Annotated in this window: 20 protein-coding genes; 8 read left to right on the forward strand and 12 right to left on the reverse strand. The window is 69.9% G+C overall.

From position 1 onward, the window contains the following. Window positions 1–110 precede the first annotated feature (110 nt). The 4 genes from HHAL_RS12165 (at window position 111) to HHAL_RS12180 (ending at window position 3,616) form a co-directional block, all read left to right on the forward strand. Window positions 111–1,280 carry an ammonium transporter family protein gene (locus HHAL_RS12165; RefSeq protein WP_420842058.1) on the forward strand — a complete coding sequence of 390 codons (1,170 nt, stop codon included), beginning with the start codon at window positions 111–113 and terminating at the stop codon, window positions 1,278–1,280. Between the two features lie 144 nt (window positions 1,281–1,424). Then, a complete protein-coding gene (locus tag HHAL_RS12170; RefSeq protein WP_011815193.1) occupies window positions 1,425–2,207 on the forward strand; it encodes a hypothetical protein in 783 nt (260 codons plus the stop codon). 9 nt (window positions 2,208–2,216) lie between these two features. Then, complete coding sequence (locus HHAL_RS12175) at window positions 2,217–2,822, forward strand: ABC transporter ATP-binding protein (RefSeq protein ID WP_011815194.1); 606 nt, start codon at window positions 2,217–2,219, stop codon at window positions 2,820–2,822. Further along, window positions 2,819–3,616 carry an ABC transporter permease gene (locus tag HHAL_RS12180; protein ID WP_011815195.1) on the forward strand — a complete coding sequence of 266 codons (798 nt, stop codon included), beginning with the start codon at window positions 2,819–2,821 and terminating at the stop codon, window positions 3,614–3,616. Before HHAL_RS12175 ends, HHAL_RS12180 begins: the two co-directional genes overlap by 4 nt. A gap of 37 nt (window positions 3,617–3,653) precedes the next feature. Here HHAL_RS12180 and speE read toward each other — a convergent pair whose 3' ends face one another. Next, a complete protein-coding gene (speE, locus tag HHAL_RS12185) occupies window positions 3,654–4,490 on the reverse strand; it encodes a polyamine aminopropyltransferase (protein ID WP_011815196.1) in 837 nt (278 codons plus the stop codon). Between the two features lie 122 nt (window positions 4,491–4,612). Here speE and speA point away from each other — a divergent pair, with 122 nt between their 5' ends. Both speA and HHAL_RS12195 read left to right on the forward strand, forming a co-directional pair. Beyond that, window positions 4,613–6,493 carry a biosynthetic arginine decarboxylase gene (gene speA / locus HHAL_RS12190; RefSeq protein WP_011815197.1) on the forward strand — a complete coding sequence of 627 codons (1,881 nt, stop codon included), beginning with the start codon at window positions 4,613–4,615 and terminating at the stop codon, window positions 6,491–6,493. Window positions 6,494–6,528: 35 nt separating this feature from the next. Next, entirely contained in the window at window positions 6,529–7,398 is an 870-nt protein-coding gene (locus tag HHAL_RS12195; RefSeq protein WP_011815198.1) for an NAD(P)-dependent oxidoreductase, read from the forward strand. Between the two features lie 42 nt (window positions 7,399–7,440). Here the strand turns inward: HHAL_RS12195 and HHAL_RS12200 are convergent, their stop codons facing one another. From HHAL_RS12200 to polA, 8 genes are all read right to left on the reverse strand, one after another. Further along, window positions 7,441–7,788, reverse strand: a complete 348-nt coding sequence (locus HHAL_RS12200; protein ID WP_041595200.1) for a hypothetical protein — start codon at window positions 7,786–7,788, stop codon at window positions 7,441–7,443. Window positions 7,789–7,923: 135 nt separating this feature from the next. Continuing rightward, a complete protein-coding gene (locus HHAL_RS12205) occupies window positions 7,924–8,565 on the reverse strand; it encodes an SPOR domain-containing protein (RefSeq protein ID WP_011815200.1) in 642 nt (213 codons plus the stop codon). 9 nt (window positions 8,566–8,574) lie between these two features. Continuing rightward, the gene (gene argS, locus HHAL_RS12210; RefSeq protein ID WP_011815201.1) at window positions 8,575–10,329 is read right to left on the reverse strand and encodes an arginine--tRNA ligase; all 1,755 of its coding nucleotides are present in this window, start codon (window positions 10,327–10,329) and stop codon (window positions 8,575–8,577) included. A 77-nt stretch (window positions 10,330–10,406) separates the two neighbouring features. After that, entirely contained in the window at window positions 10,407–12,074 is a 1,668-nt protein-coding gene (gene cydC / locus HHAL_RS12215; protein ID WP_011815202.1) for a thiol reductant ABC exporter subunit CydC, read from the reverse strand. Beyond that, entirely contained in the window at window positions 12,067–13,800 is a 1,734-nt protein-coding gene (cydD, locus tag HHAL_RS12220) for a thiol reductant ABC exporter subunit CydD (RefSeq protein ID WP_244857306.1), read from the reverse strand. The genes cydC and cydD overlap by 8 nt, the downstream gene beginning before the upstream one ends. A 9-nt stretch (window positions 13,801–13,809) precedes the next feature. Beyond that, entirely contained in the window at window positions 13,810–14,805 is a 996-nt protein-coding gene (locus HHAL_RS12225) for a cytochrome d ubiquinol oxidase subunit II (RefSeq protein ID WP_011815204.1), read from the reverse strand. A 9-nt stretch (window positions 14,806–14,814) separates the two neighbouring features. Then, window positions 14,815–16,227 carry a cytochrome ubiquinol oxidase subunit I gene (locus tag HHAL_RS12230; protein ID WP_011815205.1) on the reverse strand — a complete coding sequence of 471 codons (1,413 nt, stop codon included), beginning with the start codon at window positions 16,225–16,227 and terminating at the stop codon, window positions 14,815–14,817. Window positions 16,228–16,377: 150 nt separating this feature from the next. Beyond that, entirely contained in the window at window positions 16,378–19,092 is a 2,715-nt protein-coding gene (gene polA / locus HHAL_RS12235) for a DNA polymerase I (protein WP_011815206.1), read from the reverse strand. Between the two features lie 90 nt (window positions 19,093–19,182). Here polA and HHAL_RS12240 point away from each other — a divergent pair, with 90 nt between their 5' ends. Together HHAL_RS12240 and HHAL_RS12245 are read left to right on the forward strand one after the other, a co-directional pair. Beyond that, the gene (locus HHAL_RS12240; protein ID WP_011815207.1) at window positions 19,183–19,908 is read left to right on the forward strand and encodes an LOG family protein; all 726 of its coding nucleotides are present in this window, start codon (window positions 19,183–19,185) and stop codon (window positions 19,906–19,908) included. A gap of 13 nt (window positions 19,909–19,921) precedes the next feature. Continuing rightward, a complete protein-coding gene (locus HHAL_RS12245; RefSeq protein ID WP_011815208.1) occupies window positions 19,922–20,287 on the forward strand; it encodes a DUF2782 domain-containing protein in 366 nt (121 codons plus the stop codon). Here the strand turns inward: HHAL_RS12245 and uvrD are convergent. From uvrD to glmS, 3 genes are read right to left on the reverse strand one after another with little or no spacing between them, the layout of a single operon-like run. Then, the gene (uvrD, locus tag HHAL_RS12250; protein WP_011815209.1) at window positions 20,277–22,454 is read right to left on the reverse strand and encodes a DNA helicase II; all 2,178 of its coding nucleotides are present in this window, start codon (window positions 22,452–22,454) and stop codon (window positions 20,277–20,279) included. The two genes, HHAL_RS12245 and uvrD, sit on opposite strands and share 11 nt — an antisense overlap. Window position 22,455: 1 nt before the next feature. Then, complete coding sequence (locus HHAL_RS12255; protein ID WP_011815210.1) at window positions 22,456–23,382, reverse strand: LysR substrate-binding domain-containing protein; 927 nt, start codon at window positions 23,380–23,382, stop codon at window positions 22,456–22,458. Window positions 23,383–23,395: 13 nt separating this feature from the next. Continuing rightward, window positions 23,396–25,225, reverse strand: a complete 1,830-nt coding sequence (gene glmS / locus HHAL_RS12260) for a glutamine--fructose-6-phosphate transaminase (isomerizing) (protein ID WP_011815211.1) — start codon at window positions 25,223–25,225, stop codon at window positions 23,396–23,398.

Genomic DNA, 25,225 nt, shown 5'->3' on the forward strand with positions numbered 1-25,225 from the left:
CGGCCCGCCCCCAACCAATGCAGAGGACCTGAACCATGGAAGACGTAGTCGAACTTGCCTACGCCCTCGATACCTTCTACTTCCTGCTCTCGGGCGCACTGGTCATGTGGATGGCCGCCGGCTTCACCATGCTCGAGGCGGGTATGGTGCGCGCCAAGAACACCACCGAGATCCTCACCAAGAACATCGGGCTCTACTCCATCGCGGTGATCATGTACATGCTCATCGGCTGGAACCTGATGTACGAGAGCTCGGGCAGCCTGCTGCCCACCTTCAGCTTCCTGCTGCCCGCCTCGGAGCCGGTCACGGCCGAGATGGCGCGCAGCGGCGAGGCCACCGAGTCCTACTTCTCGGACTTCTTCTTCCAGGTGGTCTTCGTCGCCACGGCCATGTCCATCGTCTCCGGCGCCGTCGCCGAGCGCATGAAGCTCTGGTCTTTCCTGATCTTCGCGGTGGTGCTCACCGGCTTTATCTACCCCATCCAGGGGCTGTGGAGCTGGGGCGGCGGCTTCCTCGATCAGATGGGCTTTTCGGACTTTGCCGGCTCGGCCATCGTCCACATGGCCGGCGCGTCGGCGGCCCTGGCCGGTGTTCTGGTCCTGGGCGCCCGCAAGGGCAAATACGGCCCCCGCGGCGAGGTACGCGCCATCCCCGGCGCCAACCTGCCGCTGGCCACGTTGGGCACCTTCATCCTCTGGCTCGGCTGGTTCGGGTTTAACGGCGGCTCGGAGCTGTCGGTCTCCTCGGCGGGTGCAGCCAACGCGGTAGCCACCATCTTCATGAACACCAACCTGGCCGCCGCCGGCGGTGTGGTCGCCGCCCTGCTGCTGGCCCGCGCCCTGTTCGGCAAGGCCGACCTGACCATGGCCCTCAACGGCGCCATCGCCGGTCTGGTCTCCATCACCGCCGGGCCGGACACCCCGTCGCCGCTGCTGGCCGCGTTCATCGGTGGTGTCGGTGGTGTTCTGGTGGTCTTCTCCATCGTCGCCCTCGATAAGCTGAAGATCGACGACCCGGTGGGCGCCATCTCGGCCCACGGCACGGCGGGCATCTGGGGCATCCTGGCGGTGCTGCTCTCCAACCCGGACGCCACCTTCGGTGCCCAGATCGCCGGGCTGCTATCGATCTTCACCTTTGTCTTCCTGGCCAGCCTGGTCGTCTGGCTGATCCTGCGCTTCACCCTGGGGATCCGCGCCAGCGAAGAGGACGAGCAGAAGGGCATGGACGTGACCGAGTGCGGGATGGAGGCCTACCCGGACTTCACCGCCGGTCGCAAGTAGGGCAACCGCTCCTCTCCTCCTCTCCCGAACGGGAGACCTTGCGGGCGCTTCGGCGCCCGCTTTTCTTTGCTGCGGGGGCAGAGGGAACCGCTATCCTGTACCCTGCGTGCCAGCATCCAAGTCCCCGTTCCGAGGAGAAAAACCATGCAATCGAAGTGGATCCCATGGACCTGCGCCCTCACCGCGGTCGTCGCCGCCTCGACCGCCAGCGCCGCCGACTACCGGCCGCTGACGATCTCCAGCGTCTCCGTGATCGGCGCCGACAACACCGAGCTGTTCGGCCACGCGGCCTTCGAGTTCGGGCGGGAGGCCAGTGATGGGGCGGGGCAGGGTCCCGGCAACGACATCGGCACCGGTGATTACGACAACCTGCGTCTGGGTCCGCTGGGCTTTCGCTACGGCCTCACCGACGACTTCGAGTACGGCGCCTACTTCACCTTCAACAGCAACGCCGATGACGACGACGGCGCCCCGGACGACTCGGGCCTGGAGGGGATCACCGGCTTCGCCAAGCTCCAGCTCAACCAGCACTTTGCCCTGGAGGTGGGCGCCCGGGCCGGCGGCGCCGACGACGTGGCCCCCTACCCCAACGACGGCCTGGACTTCTACGTCAACCTGCCCATGCAGCGCAGCCTGGGTCCCGGGCTGGTCTACGGCGAGCTCGGCTACACCATCCAGGACAACGACATCGGCGGTACCTACGCCAACTGGGGCATCGGTTACGCCCACCCCCTGGACACCGGCACCAACCTCAACGTCGAGCTGCGTGGCGACGAGAGCCCCACTGGGGACGGCAACCACATGGACCTGATCGTCGGCGCCGGCCTGCAGGTCGAACAGGTCCACCTGCGCCCCTATCTGGGCCTGGGCCTCTACGACGCCAGCCCTGACGTCTCCTTCGGCATCGGCGCCAGCCTGCCGCTGTAAGGCACCGGTTTGACCGCCCGAGACCGCCTGTCGGTCCGCGATCTGCGCTGTGCGGTGGCGGCCTGGCCCCGGCTCGGGGTGCCGGCCGGGGGCTGCGCCGCCCTCGCCGGCCCCTCCGGCTCGGGCAAGAGCCGGCTGCTGCGCGCCATCGCCGACCTCGATCCCAACGAAGGCGAGGTGCACCTGGACGGTAGCCCGCGGCAGACCTTCACCGGCCATGAGTGGCGCCGCCGGGTCATCTATCTGGCAGCGGACTGCGCGTGGTGGGCCGAGACGGTCGGTGAGCACCTGGCTACCCTAGAGACCGACACGCTGGCTGCACTGGGCTTTGACGCCGACGTGGCGCAGTGGTCGGTGCGCCGGCTCTCCACCGGCGAGCGCAGCCGCCTGGGCCTGGCCCGTGCGGTGGCGCTGCAGCCGCAGGTGCTGCTGCTCGACGAGCCCACCGCCAACCTGGATCGCGCCACCACCGAGGCGGTGGAACGGGTGATTCAGACCCAGCGCCGACGGGGTGTGGCCATGGTCTGGGTGACCCACGACCCCGACCAGGTCCGCCGCCTGGATGCCCAGCGCTTCACCATCCACCACGGCACCGCCGAGGAGGGCTCACCGTGACCCAGGAGCTGATTCGCCTCGACCCGCTGGATCTGGTCCTCGCCGGCGCCCTGGTGGTGGCCCTGGCCGGCTTCTCTTGGGCCGGGCGTCTGGGGGTCGAGCGCTCACTGCTGGTCGCGGCGGCGCGCACGGTGATCCAGCTGCTGCTGGTCGGCCTGGTCCTGGAGACCCTGTTCGCCCACGCCACGCTCTATTGGGTGGCGCTGATGAGTGCGGTGATGCTCCTGGTGGCCGGCCGCGAGGTGATGGCCCGCCAGAAGCGGCGCTTCGCCGGCTTCTGGGGCTTCGGCCTGGGTACCGCGGCGATGTTCCTGTCGTCGTTCAGCGTGGCGGTGCTGGCGCTGATCGCCCTGGTCCAGCCGGAACCCTGGTACCAGCCGCAGTACGCCATCCCGCTACTGGGCATGCTCCTGGGCAATACCATGAACGGCATCGCCCTGTCGGTAGACCGGCTGACCGACGGCGCCTGGCAGCAGCGGGACGTCATCGAGGCCCGACTGGCCCTCGGCGAACCGTGGGGGGTAGCGGTGGAGCAGATCCGCCGCGACGCCATGCGCTCGGGGATGATCCCGATGATCAACGCCATGGCCGCAGCGGGGATCGTCAGCCTCCCCGGCATGATGACGGGTCAGATCCTTGCCGGGGCGCCGCCAATGGAGGCGGTGAAGTACCAGATCCTGATCATGTTCCTGATCACCGTGGGGACCGGCTTCGGCACCCTGGCGGCGGTCTGGTTCGCCGCCCGCCGACTCTTCGACGAGCGCGAACGCCTGCGCCTGGACCGCCTGCGCTAGGCCCCCGCGGGGCCGCCTGACGCAGGCACCTCCACGACTACTTGAGCAGTTCCGGCACCGCCAGAGCCGCCCGGTGGATGTCGGCGTTGTAGTAGCGGGTCTCGAAGGGCTTCTCCTCCGAATCGGCCTCGCGGAAGTTGCGCGGGTCGCCGCCGTTGACCATCAGCGTCGCCGACCACCACCCCGAGGGGTAGCTGGGCACCGGGAAAGTCAAGGTGTGCACGCCGTCGAAGCCGGCCTCGCTGGCGGCGCGGTGCAGCGGGGCGATGACCGAATCGCGATGGAGCAGTGGCGACTCGCTCTGCTGGACCACAATGCCACCGGGCCCCAGGGCGCTGCGCACGTCGGTGAGGAACTCCTTGGTGAACAGCCCCGCCGCCGGGCCGACCGGGTCGGTGCTGTCGACGATCACCACGTCCAGCGACTCCGGCTCCGCCTCGCGGATCCAGCGCAGGCCGTCGGTGAAACGCAGCTCGGCGCGCTCGTCGTCGTTGGCGGTGCACAGGTCCGGGAAGTGGGTCTCGGCGACCCGGGTCACCCGCTCGTCGAGTTCCACCTGCAGGGTGTGCTCCACGCCCGGATGGCGGAGCACCTCGCGCAGGATGCCGCAGTCGCCGCCGCCGACGATGGCCACGCGCCGGGGCTCGCGGTGGGCGAAGAGCGCCGGGTGGGCCATCATCTCGTGGTAGAGGAACTCGTCCCGCTCGGTGAGCATGACGCAGCCGTCGAGGACCAGCAGTCGTCCCCAGCGCCGGGTCCGGTAGACCTCGATGTGCTGGTACTCGCTCTGCTCTTCGTGGACCCGCTCGTCGATGGCCAAAGAGAAGGCGACGCCCTCGTCCTCGACCGCTTCGGTAAACCATCCCTCGCGCATCGCGCCTCCGCCAATGGGGTTGTTGTCCGGCTCCGCTCGCTGCGGATGCGCGAATGTTACCATCCTCGGGCAGTGTGGCGCGTCGCGCCGCAGTCTCTCCTCCACCAGTTGCAGACGACCCAATGAGCGACGACTGGAGCAACCGACCCGCCCGCGAGGTGTACAACGTCCCTCGCTGGAGCGAGGGGTATTTCGACATCTCGGCCGCCGGGCGACTGCAGGTCCGCCCCCACCGCGGCAGCGGGCCGGCCGTGGATCTGCGCCGGATCGTCGCCGACCTGCCCGATCAGGGCGTCTCCCCGCCGGTGCTGATCCGCTTCCCGGCGATCCTGCGCGATCGCGTCGACGCCCTGTGCGACGCCTTCGGCGCGGCCATGGCCGAGGCCGATTACCGCGGCGCCTACCAGCCGGTCTACCCGATCAAGGTCAATCAGCAGCGCTCGGTGATCGAGGAGATCGTCGGCGATGGCCGGCGGGTGGGCCTGGAGGCCGGCAGCAAGCCCGAGCTGATGGCGGTGCTGGCCCTGGCCCCGACCGGGGGCACCGTGATCTGCAACGGCTACAAGGACCCCGAGTACGTCCGCCTGGCCCTGCGCGGCCTGCAGCTGGGGCTGCAGGTCCACCTGGTCCTCGAGAAACGCTCCGAGGCGCGGATGATCATCCGCGAGGCACGCCGGCTGGGGGTGGCGCCGCGGCTGGGGCTGCGGGTCCGCCTGGCCTCCATGGGTGCCGGCAAGTGGCAGAACACCGGCGGGGAACGCTCGAAGTTCGGCCTGACCGCCGCCGATGCCCTGGCGGTGGTGGAGGAGCTGCGCGAGGCGGATCTGCTGGAGCGCCTGGAGCTGCTGCACTTCCACCTCGGCTCGCAGATCGCCAACGTCCACGATATCCGCGCGGGTCTCTCGGAGGGGGCACGCTTCTACACTGAGCTACGCCGCCTGGGGGCGCCGGTGAGCAAGGTGGATGTGGGCGGCGGCCTGGGGGTGGACTACGAAGGCACGCGCTCCCGGGCCTTCTGCTCGATGAACTACAGCATCGCCGAGTACGCCCATAACGTGGTGGCCGCCCTCAAGGCGGTCTGCGACGAGGCCGGGCTGCCACACCCGACGCTGATCACCGAGAGCGGCCGCGCCATGACCGCCCACCATGCGGTGCTGGTGACGCCGGTGATCGACACCGACAGCCGCGAGGCCAGCGCCCCGGAACCGCCGCCGGCGGACGCCCCCAAGGTCTTGCGCGAGCTCTACCGCACCCTGGAGGAGCACGCCCAGCGCCCGGCCACCGAGGCCTACCACGACGCCTGCCACTACCTGCAGGAGGCGCGCGGGCTTTACCTCCACGGGGTCCTGGATCTGCCCCAGCGGGCCTACGCCGAGCGCTGCTATCAGGCCATCGGCACGCGGCTGCGCGGGCGGCTCAACCCCGGTCGCCCCCACCAGCGAGAGGTGCTCGACGCCCTCAACGAGGGGTTGGCCGACAAGCTGTTCGCCAACTTCTCGGTGTTCCAGTCGATCCCCGACGTGTGGGCGATCGATCAGATCTTTCCCATCGTCCCCCTCTCGGGGCTCGACCGGCCGGCCTGCCGGCGTGGCGTGGTCCAGGATCTGACCTGCGACTCCGACGGCACCGTCTCGCTCTACGTCGACGGCGACGGGGTGGAGGGCACCCTGCCCCTGCCCGAGCCGGAACCCGGCGAACCGCTATGGCTGGGCATCTTCCTGGTCGGTGCCTATCAGGAGATCCTCGGCGATCGGCACAATCTCTTCGGCGCCACCGACTCGGTGAACGTGGAGGTCGATGAGCAGGGGCACCGATTCATCACCGCCACGCGCGGCGACAGCATCGGCGGGGTCTTGCGCTCGGTGGGCTTCGACGAGCGGGAGCTCAGCGGCGCGTATCGGCGCCGCATCGCCGCCGCCGATCTCGATGATGCGGCCCGCCGCGCCTGCCTGGCCGACCTCGAGGCCGGGCTGCTCGGCGGCACCTATCTGGAGGGCCCCTGAGCGGGGGCACGGGGCGCAAACAAGGAGGCAACGGCATGAAGGCAGGGGTCATCGGCCTGGGCGCGATGGGCAGCGGCATCGCCGGCAATCTGGCCCGCACCGGTCAGCTGGCGGCGGTCTGGAACCGTACCCGCGAGAAGGCCGAGGCGTTCGCCGGCGAGCACGGCGTCGCCCTGGCCGACGAGCCAGCCACCGTGGCCGCGGCCGCCGACGTCATCTTCATCAGCGTCGACGCCGACGCCGACCTGCTGGAGGTGCTCGACGGGCTGGCGGACGGCCTGGAGCCGGGCAAGGTGGTGGTGGACACTTCGACCGTGGCGCCGGATACCGCGCGCCAGGCTGCGGAGAGCATCGCCCCCCGGGGCGGCGTGTTCCTGGACGCCCCGGTCTCCGGCGGTCCGGAGGGGGCCCGTCAGGGGACCATGGTGATGATGGTCGGGGGCGATAGCGCGGTACTCGAGCGCATCCGCCCGGTGCTCGACCCCATCTGCAGCGCCGCCCACGCCATGGGGCCGGTGGGTGCCGGCCAGGCCACCAAGGCGGTCAACCAGATCATGGTCGCCGGGATCATGCAGGGGGTCGCTGCGGCCCTGGCCTACGGCAAGGGGCAGGGGCTGGATCTGCAGCAGGTCATCGAGGTGGTCGGCTCGGGGGCCGCCAGCAACTGGCAGCTGCTCCAGCGCGGCCCCAATATGGTTGAGGACCACTTCCCGCCGGGCTTCCGGCTGGCGTTACACCGCAAGGATCTGGGCATCGTCCGCGACGTACTCGCCGCCGAGGGGATCGAGCTGGAGCTGATCGAGCGCACCCTGGCCGACTACGACCGTCTGGTCGAGCAGGGGCACGGGGATGAGGACATCTCGGCGCTCTACCGGCTGCGCAAGACCGATCTGGGCGCCGACTGAGCGCCGGTCCCCGGGCCGACCCCGGGGACCGCAACGCGGCCCCTAGCCGAGGGTGCGCAGACGGCGGCTGCTGCGCTCGCCCATCTCCGGCAGACCGCGCAGGAGCAGCCAGAAGACCAGGGCCGGGTAGGTCAGCAGCAGGCCGACCACGGCCCAGATGATCCGCGGCACCGGCCGCTTCTCGATCACGACGATGGCCGCCAGGAAGCAGAGCACGCCCAAGTAGTAGGCGGCCAGCACCACCTGCACCCAGGGGCTGTCGATCAGGGTCTCCAGCTCCATCGCCACGCCTGCCGGGTCACCGAAGACGTCGGTGGCGTAGAGGGTGTAGCCCAGAAACCCCAGGCAGGCGACGGTGGCGAGCAACAGGATGCTGCGCAACACAATCATGAAGTCCCTCCTCCAGAAATAGACCGGGGCGCCCGACCCGCCGCCGAGCGGCCCGGCACCAAACCGCTGAACCCTGAACATCCAACGCCCAGCACCGAGCCCGACGCTGAACGCTGATCCCTGAACCCCGAAGGGTTAGCCATCCTGCCGCAGCATCAGCGGCTGGATGTCGTTGTCCTCCATGCGCGTCCGCGCCTCCTCCAGCCGATCGCTATCCTCGAACGGGCCGACCCGGACGCGGTGCCACTCCTCGCCCTCATCCAGCTCGACGGTGTGGATCTGCGCCGGCAGGCCGACCAGGGCCAGGGTGGCGCGCATGCTCTCGGCGTCGTCGTGCCGTTGGAATGAGCCGGCCTGAAGGAGGTAGCTGCGCCCCTCCTCGAAGGTGGCGGCGCGGGAGATCTCGTCCTCCTCCTCGTCCTGGGTGCGCCGCTCATCGGCGCGGCCCAGATCCTCCTCGGGGACGGTGACCTCATCCTGCATCAGCAGTTCGTAGAAGTCGTAGCTGCGCTCGCTCTCCTCGGCCGCCGGCTCGTCCTCCGGCTCCGGCTCCATCTCGGCAGCCGGATCCACCGGGGCGGCATCCTCGCGCCCCTGCTGGTACTGGACGAAGAGCAGCGCGACGGCACCGATCACCCCGCCGATCAGCAGCCACACGAAGCCGGGCACGGCGCGCCGCTCGGTTCGCCGTGCCTGGGCCCCGCCACCGCGGCTGCGGGCGGGGGTGCGGGCCTTGCTGCGCGTGTTGCCCCGGGGCTTGGTGCTCTTCTGCGCCATGGTCCGTCGCTACATGCTCTGCGGGGCGTCGACACCGAGCAGCCCCAGGCCGTTGGCCAGGACCTGCCGGGTGGCCTGCACCAGCGTCAGGCGGGCGTCACGCAGCGCCTCGTCGTCGATGATGAACGGCACCGCGTTGTAGTAGGTGTGGAAGGCGGCAGCCAGCTCGCGCAGGTACTGCGCCACCTGGTGCGGCTCCCGCGCCAGCGCCGCCGATTCGATCACCTCCGGGTACCGGCCGAGGAGATCGAGGAGGATCGCCTCGTGCTCGGCGTCGAGGCGTTCCAGCGCCGCCTCGTCGGGAGTGACGCGGCAGGCCAGGCCGCGCTCCTCGAGCTGGCGGAAGACGCTGCAGATGCGCGCGTGGGCGTACTGGCAGTAGTAGACGGGGTTGTCCGCCGACTCCGACTTGGCCAGGTCCAGGTCGAAGTCCATGTGCTGCTCCGAGCGGCGCATGACATAGAAGAACCGCGCCGCGTCCTTGCCCACCTCGTCTCGCAGCTCGCGCAGGGTGACGAACTCCCCCGAACGGGTGGACATGGGCAGCTTCTCGCCGCCGCGGTAGAGGATGGCGAACTGCACCAGGCGCACATCCAGGCGCTCCGCATCCACCCCCAGCGCCTTCAGGGCGGCCTGGACCCGCGGCACGTAACCGTGGTGGTCGGCCCCCCAGACGTTGACCAGGGTGTCGAAGCCGCGCTCGATCTTGTCCAGGTGGTAGGCGACGTCGGCGGCGAAGTACGTCGTCAGGCCGTTGTCCCGGCGCAGGACCCGGTCCTTGTCGTCGCCGAATACCGAGGCCTGGAACCACAGGGCGCCGTCGGCCCGGTAGGTGTAGCCGGCCTGATCGAGCCGCTCCAGGGCATGCTCGATACGGCCCTGATCGACCAGCTGCCGCTCGGAGAAGTAGCGATGGTAGTGGACCCCGAAGGCGTCCAGATCGGCGCGGATGTCCCCGAGGATGGCCTCCAGGGCAAAGTCGAGGACGCGCCGATAGGCGGTCTCGCCGAGGAGCTCGCGGGAACGGGCCACCAGGGCGTCGAGATACCCCTCCGGGTCATCGTCCTCCGCCGGCAGCCCGGCACCGAGCTCGGCGGCGGTCCGCACGTGTTCGCGGCCGTCGGCCTCGAACAGTTCGCGGGCGTGGGTGACGATGTAATCCCCCTGGTACCCCTTGTTCGGGAAAGAGACCGGCTCGCCGGCGGCCTCGAGGTAGCGCAGCCACAGCGAGGCGGCCAGGATGTCCATCTGCCGCCCGGCGTCGTTGACGTAGTACTCGCGGTGGACGTGGTAGCCGGCCGCCTCGAGAACGCTGGCCAGGGCGTCGCCGAAGGCGGCCCCCCGCCCGTGGCCCACGTGCAGCGGACCGGTGGGGTTGGCGGAGACGAACTCGATATGCACCCGATGCCCCGCCCCCACGTCGCTGCGCCCGTACTCGGCGCCCTGGCGCAGGGCCACGCGGACGCTCTCCTGACGTGCCGCGGTGGTCAGGGTGAAGTTCAGGAAGCCGGGGCCGGCGATCTCCACGCCGGCGATGGCCTCGGAGGCCGGCAGGCGGCTGCGGATGGTCTCGGCCAGGTCCCGCGGTTTCTGCCGCGCGGGCTTGGCCAGGACCATCGCGGTGTTGGCGGCGTAATCACCGTGGGCGCGGTCGCGGGCGCGCTCCACCTGTACCTCGGGCAGCTCGAGGTCCGCCGGCAGTTCGCCGGCCTCGCGCATGGCCTTCAGGGCCTGCGCCAGGAGACTGGCCACGTGTCGCTTCATGGAGGGTCTCCGCTCGGGTCAGGAAAAGCCCGGTATTATCCCGCCGCGCCGGGCAAAATGCCAAGCCGGAGGGCGGATTATTCGCCGCCAGGGGCGATAAGTTCGAAGAACGGCAGGCGCCGATCGTGCGGCGGGGCGCTGTCCGGGTCGTGGCTGATGATGAGCGCGGTGCGCTCGGCCAGCCATGGCGCCAGCCGCCGGGCGACCTCGGCGGCCGTGGCATCGTCGAGTCCGCGGAAGGGCTCGTCGAGAAGGACTACCGGGGCGTCGGTCAGCACCAGACGAGCCAGGGCCAGCCGCCGCGCCTCGCCGCCGGAGAGGCGTCCGCCCCCCTCCCCGACCCACTCGTCGAGGCCCCGCGGGGCGCTACGCACCCGTTCGTCGAGGCCGACGGTGTGCAGCGCCTGCCACATGCGGGCCTCGTCCGCCCGGGGATCGACGATGCGCAGGTTGCCGGCAACGCTGTCGGCGAAGAGTTCGGTGCGCTGGGTCAGGTAGGTGATGCGCGCAAAACGCTCCGCCTCGGCCAGGGCGTGGACGGGGACCCCCTCCAGGGTGACCGTCCCGGCATCGGGCCGGATCAAGCCCGCCACGAGATCGAGCAGGGTCGACTTGCCGCAGCCGGAAGGACCGTGGATCACCACCGTCTCGCCCGGGGCGACGGTCAGCGAGCCATCACGGAGGACCGGGGGCGTATGCGCCGCGTGGCGAAACGTGACCCCCGCCAGGGCTAGGCCGAGGGCCTGGCGGGGGGGCGGATCCACCACCGCCGCGGATTCGTCGGCGGCGGTATCGGCGTGCTCGAGCAGGCGGCGTGCCGCGGCCCGGGTGCGACCCAGGTGCTGCCACGCCCCCGGCAGCGCAGTCAGCGCCTCGCCACCGGCCAGGGCGGCGAGGGCCACCAGCGCCAGCAGCGGACCGCTGATGGCCTCGGCCTGGTAGAGCGGGATACCGACCACCAGCGCCGCGAGCAGCGCACCGTGGGCGAGCAGTCCCACCGCCCCCTCGCCGGCCCCGGTCAGGCGGGCCGCCCGGGCCCGCGCCGCCGCGAGGCCATCAGCGGCCGCCATCAGGCGCTGCTCGTGGCGGCCCACCGCACCGCAGGCCCGCAACTCGGCCAGCCCCTGGACGGCATCGACACCGGCCCCGCGCAGGGCCGGCAGGTGCCGGTCCACCGCCTCGCCGTGCGGCGAACCGCGACGCCAGGCCCACAGCGGCAGGAGAATCCCACCGGCCAGCAGCACCGCTCCGACCGCCAGCCCCGCCGGACCAGCCAGCAGGACCAGCACGGCGATGGTCCCCCCCAAGGTCACCACGGCGGCCAGGCTCGGGCCGATGATCCGCAGGTAGAGGTTGTCCAGGGCCTCGACGTCGGCGGTCATGCGATTGAGCAGGTCGCTGCGGCGCAGCCGGCCGACGCGGGCCAGAGGCAGCGGCGCCAGGGTTCGGAACAGCCAGCCGCGCAGGCGCGCCAGGGTGCGCAGGACCGCATCGTGGTGGACCAGGCGCTCGAAGTAACGGGAAATCGACCGCGCCAGGGCGAAGAAGCGGATGCCGGCGCTCGGCCGGTAGATGTCCAGGTAGGCCCCGGTCAGCCCGGCGACCGCGGTGGCGGTGATGAACCAGCCGGAAAGCCCCATCAGGCCGATGCTGGCCGCAAGGCTGACGATCAGCAGCAGCGTGCCGAGGGCCAGGCGCCAGCACTCCGGGCGCAGATCGCGCAGGAAGGGCATCAGTTCACGCACGGCGATCCTCCACGCAGCGGCCGGCCTCGATCACCAGGTGGCGATCCCCCCAGTCGTGGGTGTCTCGGTCGTGGGCGACCATCAGCACCGTGCGCCGACCGTCGGCCAGTCGGGCGACGGCTGCCAGGACGCGCTCGCGGCTGTCCGGGTCGAGGCCGGCAGTGGGCTCGTCGAGGAGCAGCACCGGGGCCCCGGAGAGCAGCGCCCGGGCCAGCGCCAGACGGCTGGCCTGTCCGCCGGAGAGGCCGTACGCGTCCTCCCCCAGCGGGGTGTCGAGCCCCTCCGGAAGGGCGGCGATGACCCCGTCGAGGTCCGCGTGGCGCAAGGCAGCCCTCAACCGCCGGTCGTCGGCCCCGGGGTCGGCCAGCTGCAGGTTTTCGCGCACGCTGCCGTGGAACAGCCACGGCCGCTGCCCCACCCAGGCCACCGCCCCCGCCGCTGGCGCCGACTCCCCGATGGTCACGCGACCGGTGTCGGGGCGGAGGAAACCCGCAGCCAGGTGCAGCAGGGTCGACTTGCCGGCACCGCTGGGGCCGGAGATGACCACCCGCTGGCCGGCGGGGATGTGCAGCTCCAGGCCGTCGAGCGCCGGCGCCTCCGCCCCGGGGAAGGCGACGGTAACCCGGTGGAAGCCGAGGGGCCGGGGGTCGGGCACCGGCAGGTCGGTCTGCGGATCGCGTCGCACCGGGCCGGGCGCCGCCGGGGCGGGCTCGTCCGCCGCCGGGAGGGGGTCCTCGAGCAGTTCCAGGATCTCCGCGGCGGCCCCCACGGCGGCGGCCCGATCGTGGTAGTGCTGCGCCAGGCGGCGCAGAGGGAAGAAGACCTCCGGGGCAAGGAGCAGGATGAACAGCCCGGCGAACAGGCCCAGCTCCGGCCCGGGACCGAAGTGCAGATAACCGAGCAGGGAGAAACCGACGTAGATCGCCACCAGGGCGATGGAGATGGCGGCGATCAGCTCGAGCGCCGCCGAGGAGAGGAAGGCCACGCGCAGGACCGACAGGCTCCGGCGCCGGTACTCCTCAGCGGCCCCCTCCACCGCCTCGGCGGCGGCATCGGTGGCGCGGAAGATACGCAGCGTGGCCAGGCCGCGCAGGCGATCGAGGAAGTGCGCACTGATCCGGGCCAGGCTCTGCTGCTGACGCCGGGACAGACGCGCCGCCCCCATCCCCACCAGCGCCATGAACAGCGGCACCAGCGGCGCAGCGATGAGCAGCAGCAGCCCGGCAAGCAGGTCGACGCCGGTGATCAGGGCGATGAACACCAACGGGGCGACCACTGCCAGCACCATCTGCGGCAGGTAGTGGGCGTAGTAGCCCTCCAGGGCCTCGACCTGCTCGACCAGGGCGCTGGCCACGGCCCCGCTGTGGTGGCCCTGCAGGCGCACTGGGCCGAGGGCGGCGATGTGGCGGTAGAGCCGTCGGCGGACGGCTGCGGTGATGACCCAGGCGGCGCGGGCACCGGCCGCCGCCCGCGCCCAGGTGGCACCGGCCCGGGCCGCGAAGACCGCAGCCAGCAGGGCCAGTGCCCCCCAAAGCTCAGCGAGCGGGGTGGCGCGGATGACCGCCTGATCGATGACCCAGGCGATGAGCAGTGCCTGGAGGACGACCAGGACCGTGTCCGCCAGGCCCGCACCGACCGTCGCGGCCATCGCGGGGCGGGCCTGGCGGGCCTGGTCGAGCAGCCAGCGCCCCGCCGCCCGCTCGCCGCCGCGGGGTTCATCGGCCACCGGCAAGGCTCAGTGGTAGCCGCCCTGCACCTTCCCGCGGAAGATCCAGTAGGTCCAGACCGTATAGCCGATGATGATCGGCAGCAGGAAGAGGATGCCAAGCAGGAGGAAGAGCTGCGCCTCCGGGGCCGATGCCGCGTCCCGGAAAGTGATCTCCGGCGGCACCATGTACGGCCACTGGCTGGCAACCAACCCGAGGTAGACGGTGACGAACAGGCCAAGCCCGGCGATGAACGGCACCAGTTCCTGGCGCTTGCGCAACGCGGACCAGAACAGCCCTACGGCCAACGCACCGAGCAGGGGCAAGGGCCAGAGCATGGTCCACGCCTCCTGCCAGCGCTCCAGTACACGCTCGGAGGTCAGCGGGGTCCAGACCGAGATGCCCAGCAGACAGACCACCAAGAGCAGGAGCAGCCACGGGGCCACACGGTAGAGCCACCGCTGCGTGGCACCCTCGGTCTTGAGGATGCCCCAGGCGGCGCCAAGCAGCGCATAGCCGACCACCAGCGAGACCGCGGTGAAGACGGTGAACGGCGTCAGCCAGTCGAAGGGCCCGCCGACGTAGGTGAAGCCATCCACCTCGAAGCCCTGGATGTAGGTGCCGACCACGAAGCCCTGGGCCGCGGCGGCGAGGATCGAGCCGCCGGCGAAGGCGGCGTTCCAGAATCCGCGTGTCTTCGAGGATTTAAAACGGAACTCGAAGGCCACGCCGCGGAAGATCAGGCCGGCGAGCATCAGGAAGACGCCCAGGTAGAGCGCCGGCAGGTAGATGGCGTAGACCGCCGGGAAGGCGGCCAGCAGGCCAGCGCCACCGAGGATCAGCCAGGTCTCGTTGCCATCCCAGACCGGGGCGACGCTGTTCATCAGGTCGTCCCGGACCTGCTCGCTGGGCGTAAACGGATAGAGAATCCCGACGCCGAGGTCGAAGCCGTCGAGCAGGATGTACATGAACACCCCGAGGCCGATGATCCCCATCCAGATGATGGTGATGTCGATTAGTTCCATGTCGCTACCTCACCGCGAGCTGGTGGAGAAATCCGGGTCGTCGTCGAACGGGACATCCGCCGCCGAGAAGGGGCGCTTGGCGTGCGCCGGCTCCTCCACGGAGCCCACCCCCTCCGGCCCGTTACGCACGATCCGCGTGACGTAGTAGAGGCCGGCAGTAAAGATCACGGCGTAGACCACCACATACCCGATCAGGGTCACCAGCGCCATCCAGCCGGTCAGCGACGGCGTCACCCCTTCGGCCAGGGTCATCTGGCCGTAGATCAACCACGGCTGACGGCCGATCTCGGTAACGAACCAGCCGGTGAGCACCGCCACGAAGGGCAGCGGGATCATCAACTGGAGTGTGTGCAGGAACGGTCGACTCTCAAACAGCCGACCGCGCATGCGCAGCCAGGCGCTCCACAGAGCCACCAGCAGCATCACCACGCCGATCCCGACCATGATGCGGAACGACCAGAAGACGATCCCCACCGGCGGCCGCTCCTCGGCACTGACCTCCTTGAGCCCGGGCACCTCACCGTCCCACTGGTGGGTCAGGATGAAACTGGCGAGATTGGGAATGCCCACGGCCAGGTGGTTGGTCTCGGCGGCCGAGTCGGGGATAGCGAAGAGGTACAAGGGGGCGCCCTCGCGGGTCTCCCAGGCGCCTTCCATGGCGGCGACTTTGGTGGGCTGATGCTCAAAGGAGTTCAGCCCGTGGATGTCGCCCATGAAGATCTGCGCCGGGGCGACCAGCAGCAGCAGCCACAGGGTCATGCTCAGCGCCTTGCGGTTCATCTCCACGGCGCGGTTGCGCAGCAGGAAGTAGGCGCTGACGCCGGCAACGACGAAACCACCAGTGAGCAGCGAGGCCAGCGCCACGTGCCCGAAGCGGGGCCACAGCGAGGGGTTGAAGATCGCCTCGGCCCAGGAGGTGACGTGGACGATGCCATCGCGGAACTCGAAGCCCTGCGGGGTGTGCATCCAGGAGTTGGCGGAGAGGATCCAGAACGAGGAGATGAACGTGCCGATGGCCACCATACAGGCGGCGAACAGGTGCGTTCCCCGCGGGACCCGGTCGCGGCCGAAGAGCAGAATGCCGAGGAACACGGCCTCGAGGAAGAAGGCGGTCAGCACCTCGTAGGAGAGGATCGGGCCGAGGAAGTTGGCCGTGGCGAAGGAGAACTCACTCCAGTTGGTGCCGAACTGGAAGGACATGACCACGCCGGAGACCACGCCCATACCGAAGACCACGGCGAAGATCTTGATCCAGAACTCCGACAGGCGCCGGTAGGTCGGGCTGTCGGTGCGGTACCACAGCGCCTCGAGGACGGCGATGTAGGCCGCCAGCCCGATGGTGAACACCGGGAACAGGGCGTGGAACGAGACCACGAAAGCGAATTGCATCCGCGACAAGAGCAGCGGGTCGAGGGCTTCCATCGTAGCGGCACCTCCTGCCTGAGAACTGAATCCGGCACCGCCGGGCGGTGCATGCAGCGCCGATCGGGCGCTTGAATCAACGAAACCTTAACTAAAGGGGTTCTAAATAACCACCCGTCCGTGGGCCGATGCGGCGCTTCCGGTCGGCCATCAGTGGGCCTGTTCCCAATCATCGCCAACACCGAGCTCGACTTCCAAGGGAACCGACACCATGCCGCGATCCGATCCCTCCATCAGCCGGCGCACCTCATCGCCCACCGCCGTTGCCTGCGCCTCAGGGACCTCGAGCACCAACTCATCGTGCACCTGCATCACCAGTCGGCTCTCCGGGAAGCGCTCATTGAGCAGGGCGTCGACGTCGATCATGGCCCGCTTGATGACATCCGCCGCGGTCCCCTGCATAGGGGCATTGATGGCGGTGCGCTCGGCGTACTCGCGGCGCTGACGGTTGCGGCTGTGGATCTCCGGGACGTGCAGTCGGCGGCCAAACACGGTCTCCACATAACCCTGCTCCCGGGCCTGCTCGCGCGCCCGATCCATGAAGGCACGCACACCGGGGTAGCGCTCGAAGTAACGGTCGATGTAGGTCTGCGCCTCGTCGCGCGGGATGCCCAGCTGCCGCCCCAGGCCCCAGGCGGACATGCCGTAGATCAGCCCGAAGTTGATCGCCTTGGCGGCGCGGCGCTGCTCGTCGTTGACCTCATCGGCGGCGAAGACCTCGGCGGCGGTGGCGCGGTGGATGTCCTCGCCCTGCTCGAAGGCCCGGCGCAGGCCCTCATCGCCGGAGAGGTGGGCCATGATGCGAAGCTCGACCTGGGAGTAATCGGCGGTGATCAGCCGGTGCCCGGGGCTGGCCACGAAGGCCTTGCGGATGCGCCGCCCTTCCGGGGTGCGCACCGGGATGTTCTGCAGGTTGGGATCGGATGAGGAGAGCCGTCCGGTCGCCGCCACCGCCTGATGGTAGGAGGTGTGCACACGACCGGTGTCCCGGTGGATCAGCTGCGGCAGCTTGTCGGTATAGGTGGACTTGAGCTTGGACAGCCCCCGATGCTCAAGGATCAACCGCGGCAGTTCGTGGCCCCGCGCGCTGAGCTCTTCGAGCACCGACTCGGCGGTAGACGGCTGGCCCTTGGGGGTGCGCTGGATCACGGGCAATCCCATACGCTCGAAGAAGATCTCCTGGATCTGCTTGGGTGAGCCGAGGTTGAACGCCTCGCCGGCCTCCTCGTGGGCGCGCTGCTCCACCTCGGCCATGCGCCCGGCCAGCTCCTCGCTCTGGCGCTCCAGCAGGTCGCAATCGACCCGCACCCCGTGGCGCTCCATGCGCGAAAGAACCGGCAACAGGGGCATCTCGAGTTGGCTGAAGACTCGCAGCAGCCCCGATTCGGCCTGCAGCCGGGGGTAAAGAAGTTGATGAAGGCGCAGCGCGATGTCGGCGTCCTCGGCGGCGTAGTGGCCGGCACGCTCGACGTCGATCTCGGCGAACGGGACCTGCCGCACCCCTTTGCCGCAGAGCTGCTCGTAGCTGGTGACCTCGACCCCCAGGTACTTGCTGGCCAGCGAGTCCATGTCGTGGCGGGTCGCCGTGGAGTCGAGGACGTAGGACTCGAGCATACTGTCGTAGGCCACCCCGCGCAGCTCGATCCCGTAGCGGGCCAGGACACTCATGTCGTACTTGAGGTTCTGACCCATCTTCTCCGGCTGCTCGGCCTCGAGCAGGGGGCGCAGCGCGTCGAGCACCCGGTCCCGGTCGAGCTGGTCCGGGGCACCGGGCCCGCAGTGGGCCACGGGCAGATAGGCGGCCTGCCCCGGCTCGACAGCCAACGACACGCCGACGATCTCGGCATCCATGTAGTTGAGGCTGTTCGTCTCCAGGTCGATGGAGAAGGCATCGGCGTTGCGTAGCCGCTCCATCCAGGCGGCGAGACCGTGGTCGTCGAGGACCACCTCGTAGGCCACCTCGGGCGCGTTGGGGGGGAGACTGGCGCCGGTGCCGTCGGCTGCGGCGGCGGCGTCGCCGGCCTGCAGCTCGGCGAGGAAGCGACGCATACCGTAGCGCTGATAGAGCCCACCGAGGGTCTCGCGGTCCGGGCTCTGGCGAACCAGGTCCTCCGGGGCGACCTCGAGGGCCAGGTCGCAGCGGATGGTGACCAGATCCACCGACAGCGGCAGCTCGTCGAGATGGGCGCGGAGGCTCTCGCCGACCTTACCGCGGATCTCGTCGGCCTGCTCGCGCAGTGCGTCGAGGCTGCCGTAGGCATTGAGCCACTTGGCAGCGGTCTTCGGTCCGACCTTGGGAACACCGGGGATGTTGTCCGAGGTGTCGCCCACTAGGGCCAGGTAGTCGCGGATCAACTCGGGGGGGACACCAAACTTCTCGCGCACCCCCTCCGGGTCCAGACGGGTGCCGCTCATGGTGTTGAGCAAGGTCACCTGTTCGTCCACCAGCTGCGCCATGTCCTTGTCCGTGGTGGAAATCAGGACCGGCCCCGAGGCGCGCGCGGCCAGGGTCCCGATGACATCGTCGGCCTCCACACCGGGCACCTCGAGCACCGGCACCCCGAGCGCAGCGATGATCGCCTTGAGCGGCTCCCGCTGGGCACGCAGTTCATCGGGCATGGGTGGCCGGTGCGCCTTGTACTGCTCGAAGAGCTCATCGCGAAAGGTCTTGCCCGGGGCGTCGAAGACCACGGCGAAGCGCGCCTCGGGCTCCTCGGCAAGGAGCTTGTGGAGCATGTTAACCACGCCGTAGAGCGCCCCGGTCGGTTCGCCGTTGGCGTTGGTCAGTGCCGGCAGGGCGTGGAAGGCGCGGTAGAGGTAGGAGGAGCCGTCCACCAGGACCAGGCGGTCGTCCGGTTGTGTCATGCGTTCGCTCTCTGTGACTGTCAGCGGGCTACGCGGCTATGATAAAGGTTGCAGGCCCGGACACGATCAACAGCGCAGCCACGGAGCCCTATGGATCCCAAGAACCCCTTCGCGCACCAGGAGCGCATCCCGCTGAACGGTGCCACCCTCACCCGCGAGTCCTGGAAGATCTTCCAGATCATGGCCGAGTTCGTGGAGGGCTTCGAGCGCCTGTCGGCGATCAAACCCTCGGTGAGCATCTTCGGCTCGGCCCGGGTTGCCCCGGATCATCCCTACTACCAGCTCGCTGAGCAGGTGGCGCGGGAGGTCTCCGACGCCGGCTTCTCGGTGGTCAGCGGCGGCGGCGGGGGCATCATGGAGGCAGCCAACAAGGGGGCCCAGGCGGGCAAGTCGCCCAGCGTGGGCCTCAACATCCAGCTGCCCAAGGAGCAGGAGGCGAATCCGTACCAGGACATCGCCCTGCACTTCCGGCACTTCTTCTCGCGCAAGGTGATGTTCGTCAAGTACGCCTCGGCCTACGTGGTGCTGCCCGGCGGGTTCGGGACGCTGGACGAGCTGGCCGAGATCCTCACCCTGGTCCAGACCGGGAAGACGCCAAAGATCCCCATCATCCTGGTACACAGCCCGTTCTGGGAGAAGCTGGTGGAGTGGTTCCAGGAGCGGCTGGTGGCCGAGGCGGCCATCGATGCCGACGACATGCACCTGTTCAAGGTCGTGGATACCCCGGAGGAGGTGGTGGCAGCCATCTTCGATCACTACGAGGACCGCGGCTTCCAGCCCTCCCGCGAGGAGCGGGAGATCCTGCTCGATCTCTAGAGGAGCGCCCGCCATGATGAGTAAGCGGGTTGCCGCCGGTGCCGCTGGGGTCGGCCTGGCGATGCTGCTGAGCGCTCAGGCCGCCGGCGGCTTCGAGGCCGATGAGCGGATCACGGTGACACCACCGCCGCCGCCCGAGGCCCTGGTGCGTGACGAACCGGACCTCGAGCCGACGGTCACCATCGTCCAGCGCGACTGGGCGGTCATCGAGGAGTACCGGGTGGACGGACAGATCTACGCGGTACGCATCCAGCCCGCCGTCGGGCCGCCGTACCTGCTCTACGACACGACCGGAGACGGCGTCCTCGACGGCAGCGGGGGCGACTACCACGCCCACGACCCGCCGCGCACACCGCTATGGCGGCTGTTCAGCTGGTAGCCGGTTCCAGGCCGGCGCGGCCGGCGATCAGCCACTTGGTCCCGGCGCTATCGAACCGGACCTGCAGGCGGGCATTGGGGCCGCTGCCCTCACAGTGAAGGAGCACGCCGTCGCCGAACCGCGGGTGGTGGACACGGCTGCCCAGACTCAACCCCTCGGGCGGGGCGTCGGCCGGCAGCGACGAGCCGCTCCCGCCGGACGCAGGCACCGACGGGGGCCCCCGCCGTACGGACATGCGTGGACGGACCTCCTCGAGATGCTCACCGGGTATCTCGGTGAGAAAGCGCGATGGCCGGGCCAACTGATCCATGCCGTGCAGGCGCCGCTTCTCGGCGTGGGTCAGGATCAGCCGCTGCCTGGCCCGGGTCATGCCGACATAGCACAGCCTGCGCTCCTCCTCCAGACGGCCGGGCTCCTCGACGGACATGCGGTGGGGGAACAACCCCTCCTCCATCCCTACTAAAAAGACCACCGGGAACTCCAGCCCCTTGGCCGAGTGCAGGGTCATCAGCTGCACCGAGTGCTCCCAGTCGTCGGCCTGCCCCTCGCCGGCCTCCAGGGCGGCGTGGGTGAGAAAGGCCGCCAGGGGGTCCAGATCATCTTCCGGCTCATCGCGCTGGGCGAAGGTGCGCGCGGCGGTCACCAGCTCGTCGAGGTTCTCCAGACGGGCCTCGTCTCGCTCGTGGTGGCGGCGCAAGTCGGTGCGGGCGATCACCTGCTCCACCTGATCGTGGAGCGGTCGGTCGGTGAGCTCACTGTCCAGGGCGTCGATGCGTTCCAGGAAGCTGGCCAAGGCGTTGCGCGCCCGGGCGGCCAGGGCCCGGCTGCCGGTCAGCTCCCGGGCGGCCCGCCACATCGAAACGTCGGCCTCCCGGGCGGCGTAGCGGACCGCGTCGACGGTCTTGGCGCCGATGCCGCGCGGCGGGGTGTTGACCACCCGTTCGAAGCTGGCGTCGTCGTGGCGATTGGCCACCAGGCGCAGGTAGGCCAGGGCATCCTTGACCTCGGCGCGTTCGAAGAAGCGCAGCCCCCCGTAGACGCGGAACGGCAGCCGGGCGGCGTGGAGTTCGTGCTCGAGGGCGCGGGACTGGGCGTTGGAGCGGTAGAGGATGGCGAAGTCGGCATGGCCGTAGCCGCCCTCCTCGCTCAGCTGGCGAATACGATCGACCACCCAGCGCGCCTCGTCGACCTCGTTGAACGCGGCGTAGAGGGTGATCGGCTCGCCGCTCCAGCCGTCGGTCCACAGCTGCTTGCCCAGCCGGCCGCTGTTGTGCTCGATCAGCCGGTTGGCAGCGTCGAGGATGGTGCCGGTGGAGCGGTAGTTCTGCTCCAGGCGGACCACCCGGACGTCGCCCATCTCCCGCCGGAAGTGCTCGATGTTCTCCACCCGGGCACCCCGCCAGCCGTAGATGGACTGGTCGTCGTCGCCGACAACAAACAGCTCCGACTGCTCGCCGCCGAGCAGCTTCAGCCAGCGATACTGCAGGGCATTGGTGTCCTGGAACTCGTCGACCAGGATGTGGGCAAAGCGCCGCTGGTAGTGGCCAAGGAGCTCGGGGTCGTCGCGCAGCAGCTCGTAGGCGCGCAGCAGCAACTCGGAGAAATCCACCAAGCCACCACGACGGCACGCCTGCTCGTAATCGTGGTAGACGGCCAGCAGCTCCTGCTGATAATCGCCCCCGGCCTCGGTCACGTCGCTGGGACGCTCCCCCTCCTCCTTGCGCGCGCTGATGAATCCCCGCACCTGGCGCGGCGGGAAGCGGGACTCGTCGTTGCCCCGGGCGCGCAGGACCCGCTTGACCACGCGCAGCTGGTCATCGGCATCGAGGATCTGGAAACCTTCGGGGAGCCCAGCGCGCTGGGCGTGCTGACGCAACAGACGGTGGGCGATGCCGTGGAAGGTGCCGACCCACATGCCGGCGGTAGCGATGCCGAGGAGTTCGCCGATGCGCCCGCGCATCTCGCCGGCCGCCTTGTTGGTGAAGGTGACCGCCAGGATGGCGAACGGCGAAGCCCCCTCGACCTGCACCAGGTAGGCGGCGCGCCGGGTGAGCACGCGGGTCTTGCCACTGCCGGCCCCGGCCAACACCAGGGCGCGGCCCGGAGGCAGGCACACGGCCTCGCGCTGGGCATCGTTGAGATCCGCGGTCAGGGCATCGATGGGCATATCAGGCTGCCGGCAGGGTCTGGGTCGGGTCTTGAAGCACCGCGGCACTGCGCATCCGTTCGACCAGCTCGCGGAAGGTGGGTTCGCGGGCGGTGCCCACCCGCCAGTAGAGGGCCAGGTCGCGACTGGGGGCAGGTTCGGCGAAGGGCCGCAGGCTAATGGCAGCGTGATCCGGGCCCAGGCGCGAGGCGGCCGCCGCCAGAGCCGGCAACAGGGTCACGCCGACCCCGGCGGCCACCATCTGGCGCAGGGTCTCGAGGCTCGTGGCGCGGAACGCCGCCGCCTCGCCCACGTCGTTGCGCCGGCACAGTTCCAGGGCCTGTTCGCGCAGGCAGTGCCCCTCCTCGAGGAGCATCAGTTCGGTCTGCTGCAGATCCTTGGCGTCGACCGGTTCCGGGCGATCCAGGTCGTGGCCGCGGGGCACCGCCAGATAGAACGGCTCATGGCAGAGCGGTTCGGAGACCAGGTCGTCGCCGGCGATCGGCGAGGCCAGGATGGCGCCGTCCAGGCTGCCGGCACGGAGCTGATCGAGCAGGCGCTGGGTCAGGTCCTCGCGCAGATGCAGGCGCAGGCGCGGATAGCTCTGCGCCAGGTCAGGGATGACGTGGGGCAGCAGGTACGGGCCGGCGGTGGGGATCACACCCAGGCGGACATCCCCGGTCATCGGCTCGGCCTGGGCCCGTGCCACCTCGACCATGTCGTCGACGGCGCTGAGGATGCTGCGGGCGCGTTCGGCCAACCGCTCGCCCAGGGGCGTGAGGAGCACCCGGCGGCGGTTGCGCTCGACGAGCTGGACCTCGAGGTACTCCTCGAGCTTTTTCAGCTGCGTGGAGAGCGTCGGCTGGCTGACATAGCAGGCGCGGGCCGCCCGCCCGAAGTGGCGGTGTTCGGCCACGGCGACCAGGTAGCGGAGGTCGCGCAGGTTCATGTGGCGGGTCCTGTCATTCGACGGTGACCGACTTGGCCAGATTGCGCGGCTTGTCGACATCCGTGCCGCGCAGCACGGCCACGTGGTAGGCGAGCAGCTGTAGCGGGACGGTGTGGATCACCGGCGAGATGGGGTCCGGGCCCGCAGGAACGGGCAACACTTGGTAGCCACCCGTGGAACGCAGTGCTGCGGCGTCGTCGGCGAAGACGAACAGGCGTCCCCCGCGGGCGCGGACTTCCTGGAGGTTCGACTGCAGCTTGTCGAGCAGATCGTCCCGTGGGGCGACGGCCACCACCGGCATGCCGTCGTCGACCAGGGCCAGCGGGCCGTGCTTGAGCTCGCCGGCCGGGTAGGCCTCGGCGTGGATGTAGGAGATCTCCTTGAGCTTAAGCGAGCCCTCGAGGGCCACCGGGTAGTGCGCGCCGCGCCCGAGGAACAGGGCGTGGGCTCGGTCGACGAACTGCTCAGCCAGCTCGGCCACCTGGGCCTCGACGGCAACGGCCCGCTCCAGGGCGCCGGGCAGCTGCACGGCGGCGCGAACCAGTTCCTGCTCGGACTGGGGCCGCCCGCGGCGCCGGGCGAAGGCGGCAACCAGCAGCAGCAGCGCGGTCAGCTGCGTGGTGAACGCCTTCGTGGAGGCGACGCCAATCTCCGGCCCGGCCCGGGTGAGCAGGGTCAGGTCGGCCTCGCGCACCAGGGAACTCTCGGGGACATTGCAGATGGCCAGCACACCGGCGTAGCCGAGCCGGCGCGACTCGCGCAGGGCGGCCAGGACGTCGGCGGTCTCGCCGGATTGCGAGATGACCACCACCAGGGTCCCCGGCGTGACGGCGTGCGCCCGGTAGCGGAATTCGCTCGCCACCTCGACATCGCAGGGCAGGCCGGCGTAGGTCTCGGCCCAGAACCGGGCGATCAGCCCGGCGTGGTAGGAGGTGCCGCAGGCCACGATCTGCAGGCGCTCGGCCTGGTCGAGGAGCTGCTCGGCGCCAGGGCCGAAGGCGGCCTCGAGGACACGACCGTCGGCGTGACGGCCCTCCAGGGTCTCGGCCACGGCAGCGGGCTGCTCGTGGATCTCCTTGAGCATGAAGTGGCGGTAGCCACCCCGCTCCACAGACTCGGCACTGAGTTCCGATACGCGGACCGGCCGCTCGACGGTATGGCCATCGGCGTCGTAGATGGCCACGCCGTCGCGGTGGATATCGGCGACATCGCCGTCCTCAAGGAAGATGAACTGGCGGGTGACCGGCAGCAGCGCGGCGACGTCCGAGGCCACGAAGTGCTCGCCGATGCCAACGCCGATAACCAGGGGGCTGCCGCGGCGGCAGGCGATCATCCGCCCGGGCTCGCGGGCCGAAACGACGGCGAAGGCGTAGGCCCCCTCGAGTTCCGATAGCCCGCCCTGCACCGCGGCGAACAGATCGGCACCCCGGCTGTGCCGATCGGCGAAGAGCGTGACGGCGACCTCGGTGTCCGTCTCGGACTGGAAGCGGTAGCCGGCCGCCTCCAGGCGCTCGCGCAGGCGCTCGTGGTTCTCGATAATGCCGTTATGGACCAGCGCCACCTCGCCGGCGGCGGTGTGCGGATGGGCGTTGACGTCGTTGGGCACGCCGTGGGTGGCCCAGCGGGTGTGGGCGATGCCCGTGCCGCCGGCCGGCAGCTGCGGCTCGAGGACGCTGGCCAGGTCATCCACCCGGCCCGCCACCCGGGTCCGCGATAGGTGGCCGTCGGCATCGATCACGGCCATCCCGGCCGAATCATATCCCCGGTATTCCAGGCGCCTCAGGCCTTCGAGGAGGACCGGGGCAACATCACGCTGCGCACAAGCACCGACAATCCCGCACAT

It is taken from the genome of Halorhodospira halophila SL1, from assembly GCF_000015585.1.
Lineage (GTDB): Bacteria > Pseudomonadota > Gammaproteobacteria > Nitrococcales > Halorhodospiraceae > Halorhodospira > Halorhodospira halophila.

Bases quoted from the DNA above. Each gene is read 5' to 3' on its own strand.
- HHAL_RS12195 (WP_011815198.1), top strand. From the start codon at position 6,529: ATGAAGGCAGGGGTCATCGGCCTGGGCGCGATGGGCAGCGGCATCGCC.
- HHAL_RS12170 (WP_011815193.1), top strand. From the start codon at position 1,425: ATGCAATCGAAGTGGATCCCATGGACCTGCGCCCTCACCGCGGTCGTC.
- HHAL_RS12225 (WP_011815204.1), bottom strand. From the start codon at position 14,805: ATGGAACTAATCGACATCACCATCATCTGGATGGGGATCATCGGCCTC.
- uvrD (WP_011815209.1), bottom strand. From the start codon at position 22,454: ATGCCCATCGATGCCCTGACCGCGGATCTCAACGATGCCCAGCGCGAG.
- speE (WP_011815196.1), bottom strand. From the start codon at position 4,490: ATGCGCGAGGGATGGTTTACCGAAGCGGTCGAGGACGAGGGCGTCGCC.
- HHAL_RS12245 (WP_011815208.1), top strand. From the start codon at position 19,922: ATGATGAGTAAGCGGGTTGCCGCCGGTGCCGCTGGGGTCGGCCTGGCG.
- HHAL_RS12205 (WP_011815200.1), bottom strand. From the start codon at position 8,565: ATGGCGCAGAAGAGCACCAAGCCCCGGGGCAACACGCGCAGCAAGGCC.
- glmS (WP_011815211.1), bottom strand. From the start codon at position 25,225: ATGTGCGGGATTGTCGGTGCTTGTGCGCAGCGTGATGTTGCCCCGGTC.
- polA (WP_011815206.1), bottom strand. From the start codon at position 19,092: ATGACACAACCGGACGACCGCCTGGTCCTGGTGGACGGCTCCTCCTAC.
- HHAL_RS12165 (WP_420842058.1), top strand. From the start codon at position 111: ATGGCCGCCGGCTTCACCATGCTCGAGGCGGGTATGGTGCGCGCCAAG.
- argS (WP_011815201.1), bottom strand. From the start codon at position 10,329: ATGAAGCGACACGTGGCCAGTCTCCTGGCGCAGGCCCTGAAGGCCATG.
- HHAL_RS12255 (WP_011815210.1), bottom strand. From the start codon at position 23,382: ATGAACCTGCGCGACCTCCGCTACCTGGTCGCCGTGGCCGAACACCGC.
- HHAL_RS12230 (WP_011815205.1), bottom strand. From the start codon at position 16,227: ATGGAAGCCCTCGACCCGCTGCTCTTGTCGCGGATGCAATTCGCTTTC.
- HHAL_RS12240 (WP_011815207.1), top strand. From the start codon at position 19,183: ATGGATCCCAAGAACCCCTTCGCGCACCAGGAGCGCATCCCGCTGAAC.
- HHAL_RS12200 (WP_041595200.1), bottom strand. From the start codon at position 7,788: ATGATTGTGTTGCGCAGCATCCTGTTGCTCGCCACCGTCGCCTGCCTG.
- speA (WP_011815197.1), top strand. From the start codon at position 4,613: ATGAGCGACGACTGGAGCAACCGACCCGCCCGCGAGGTGTACAACGTC.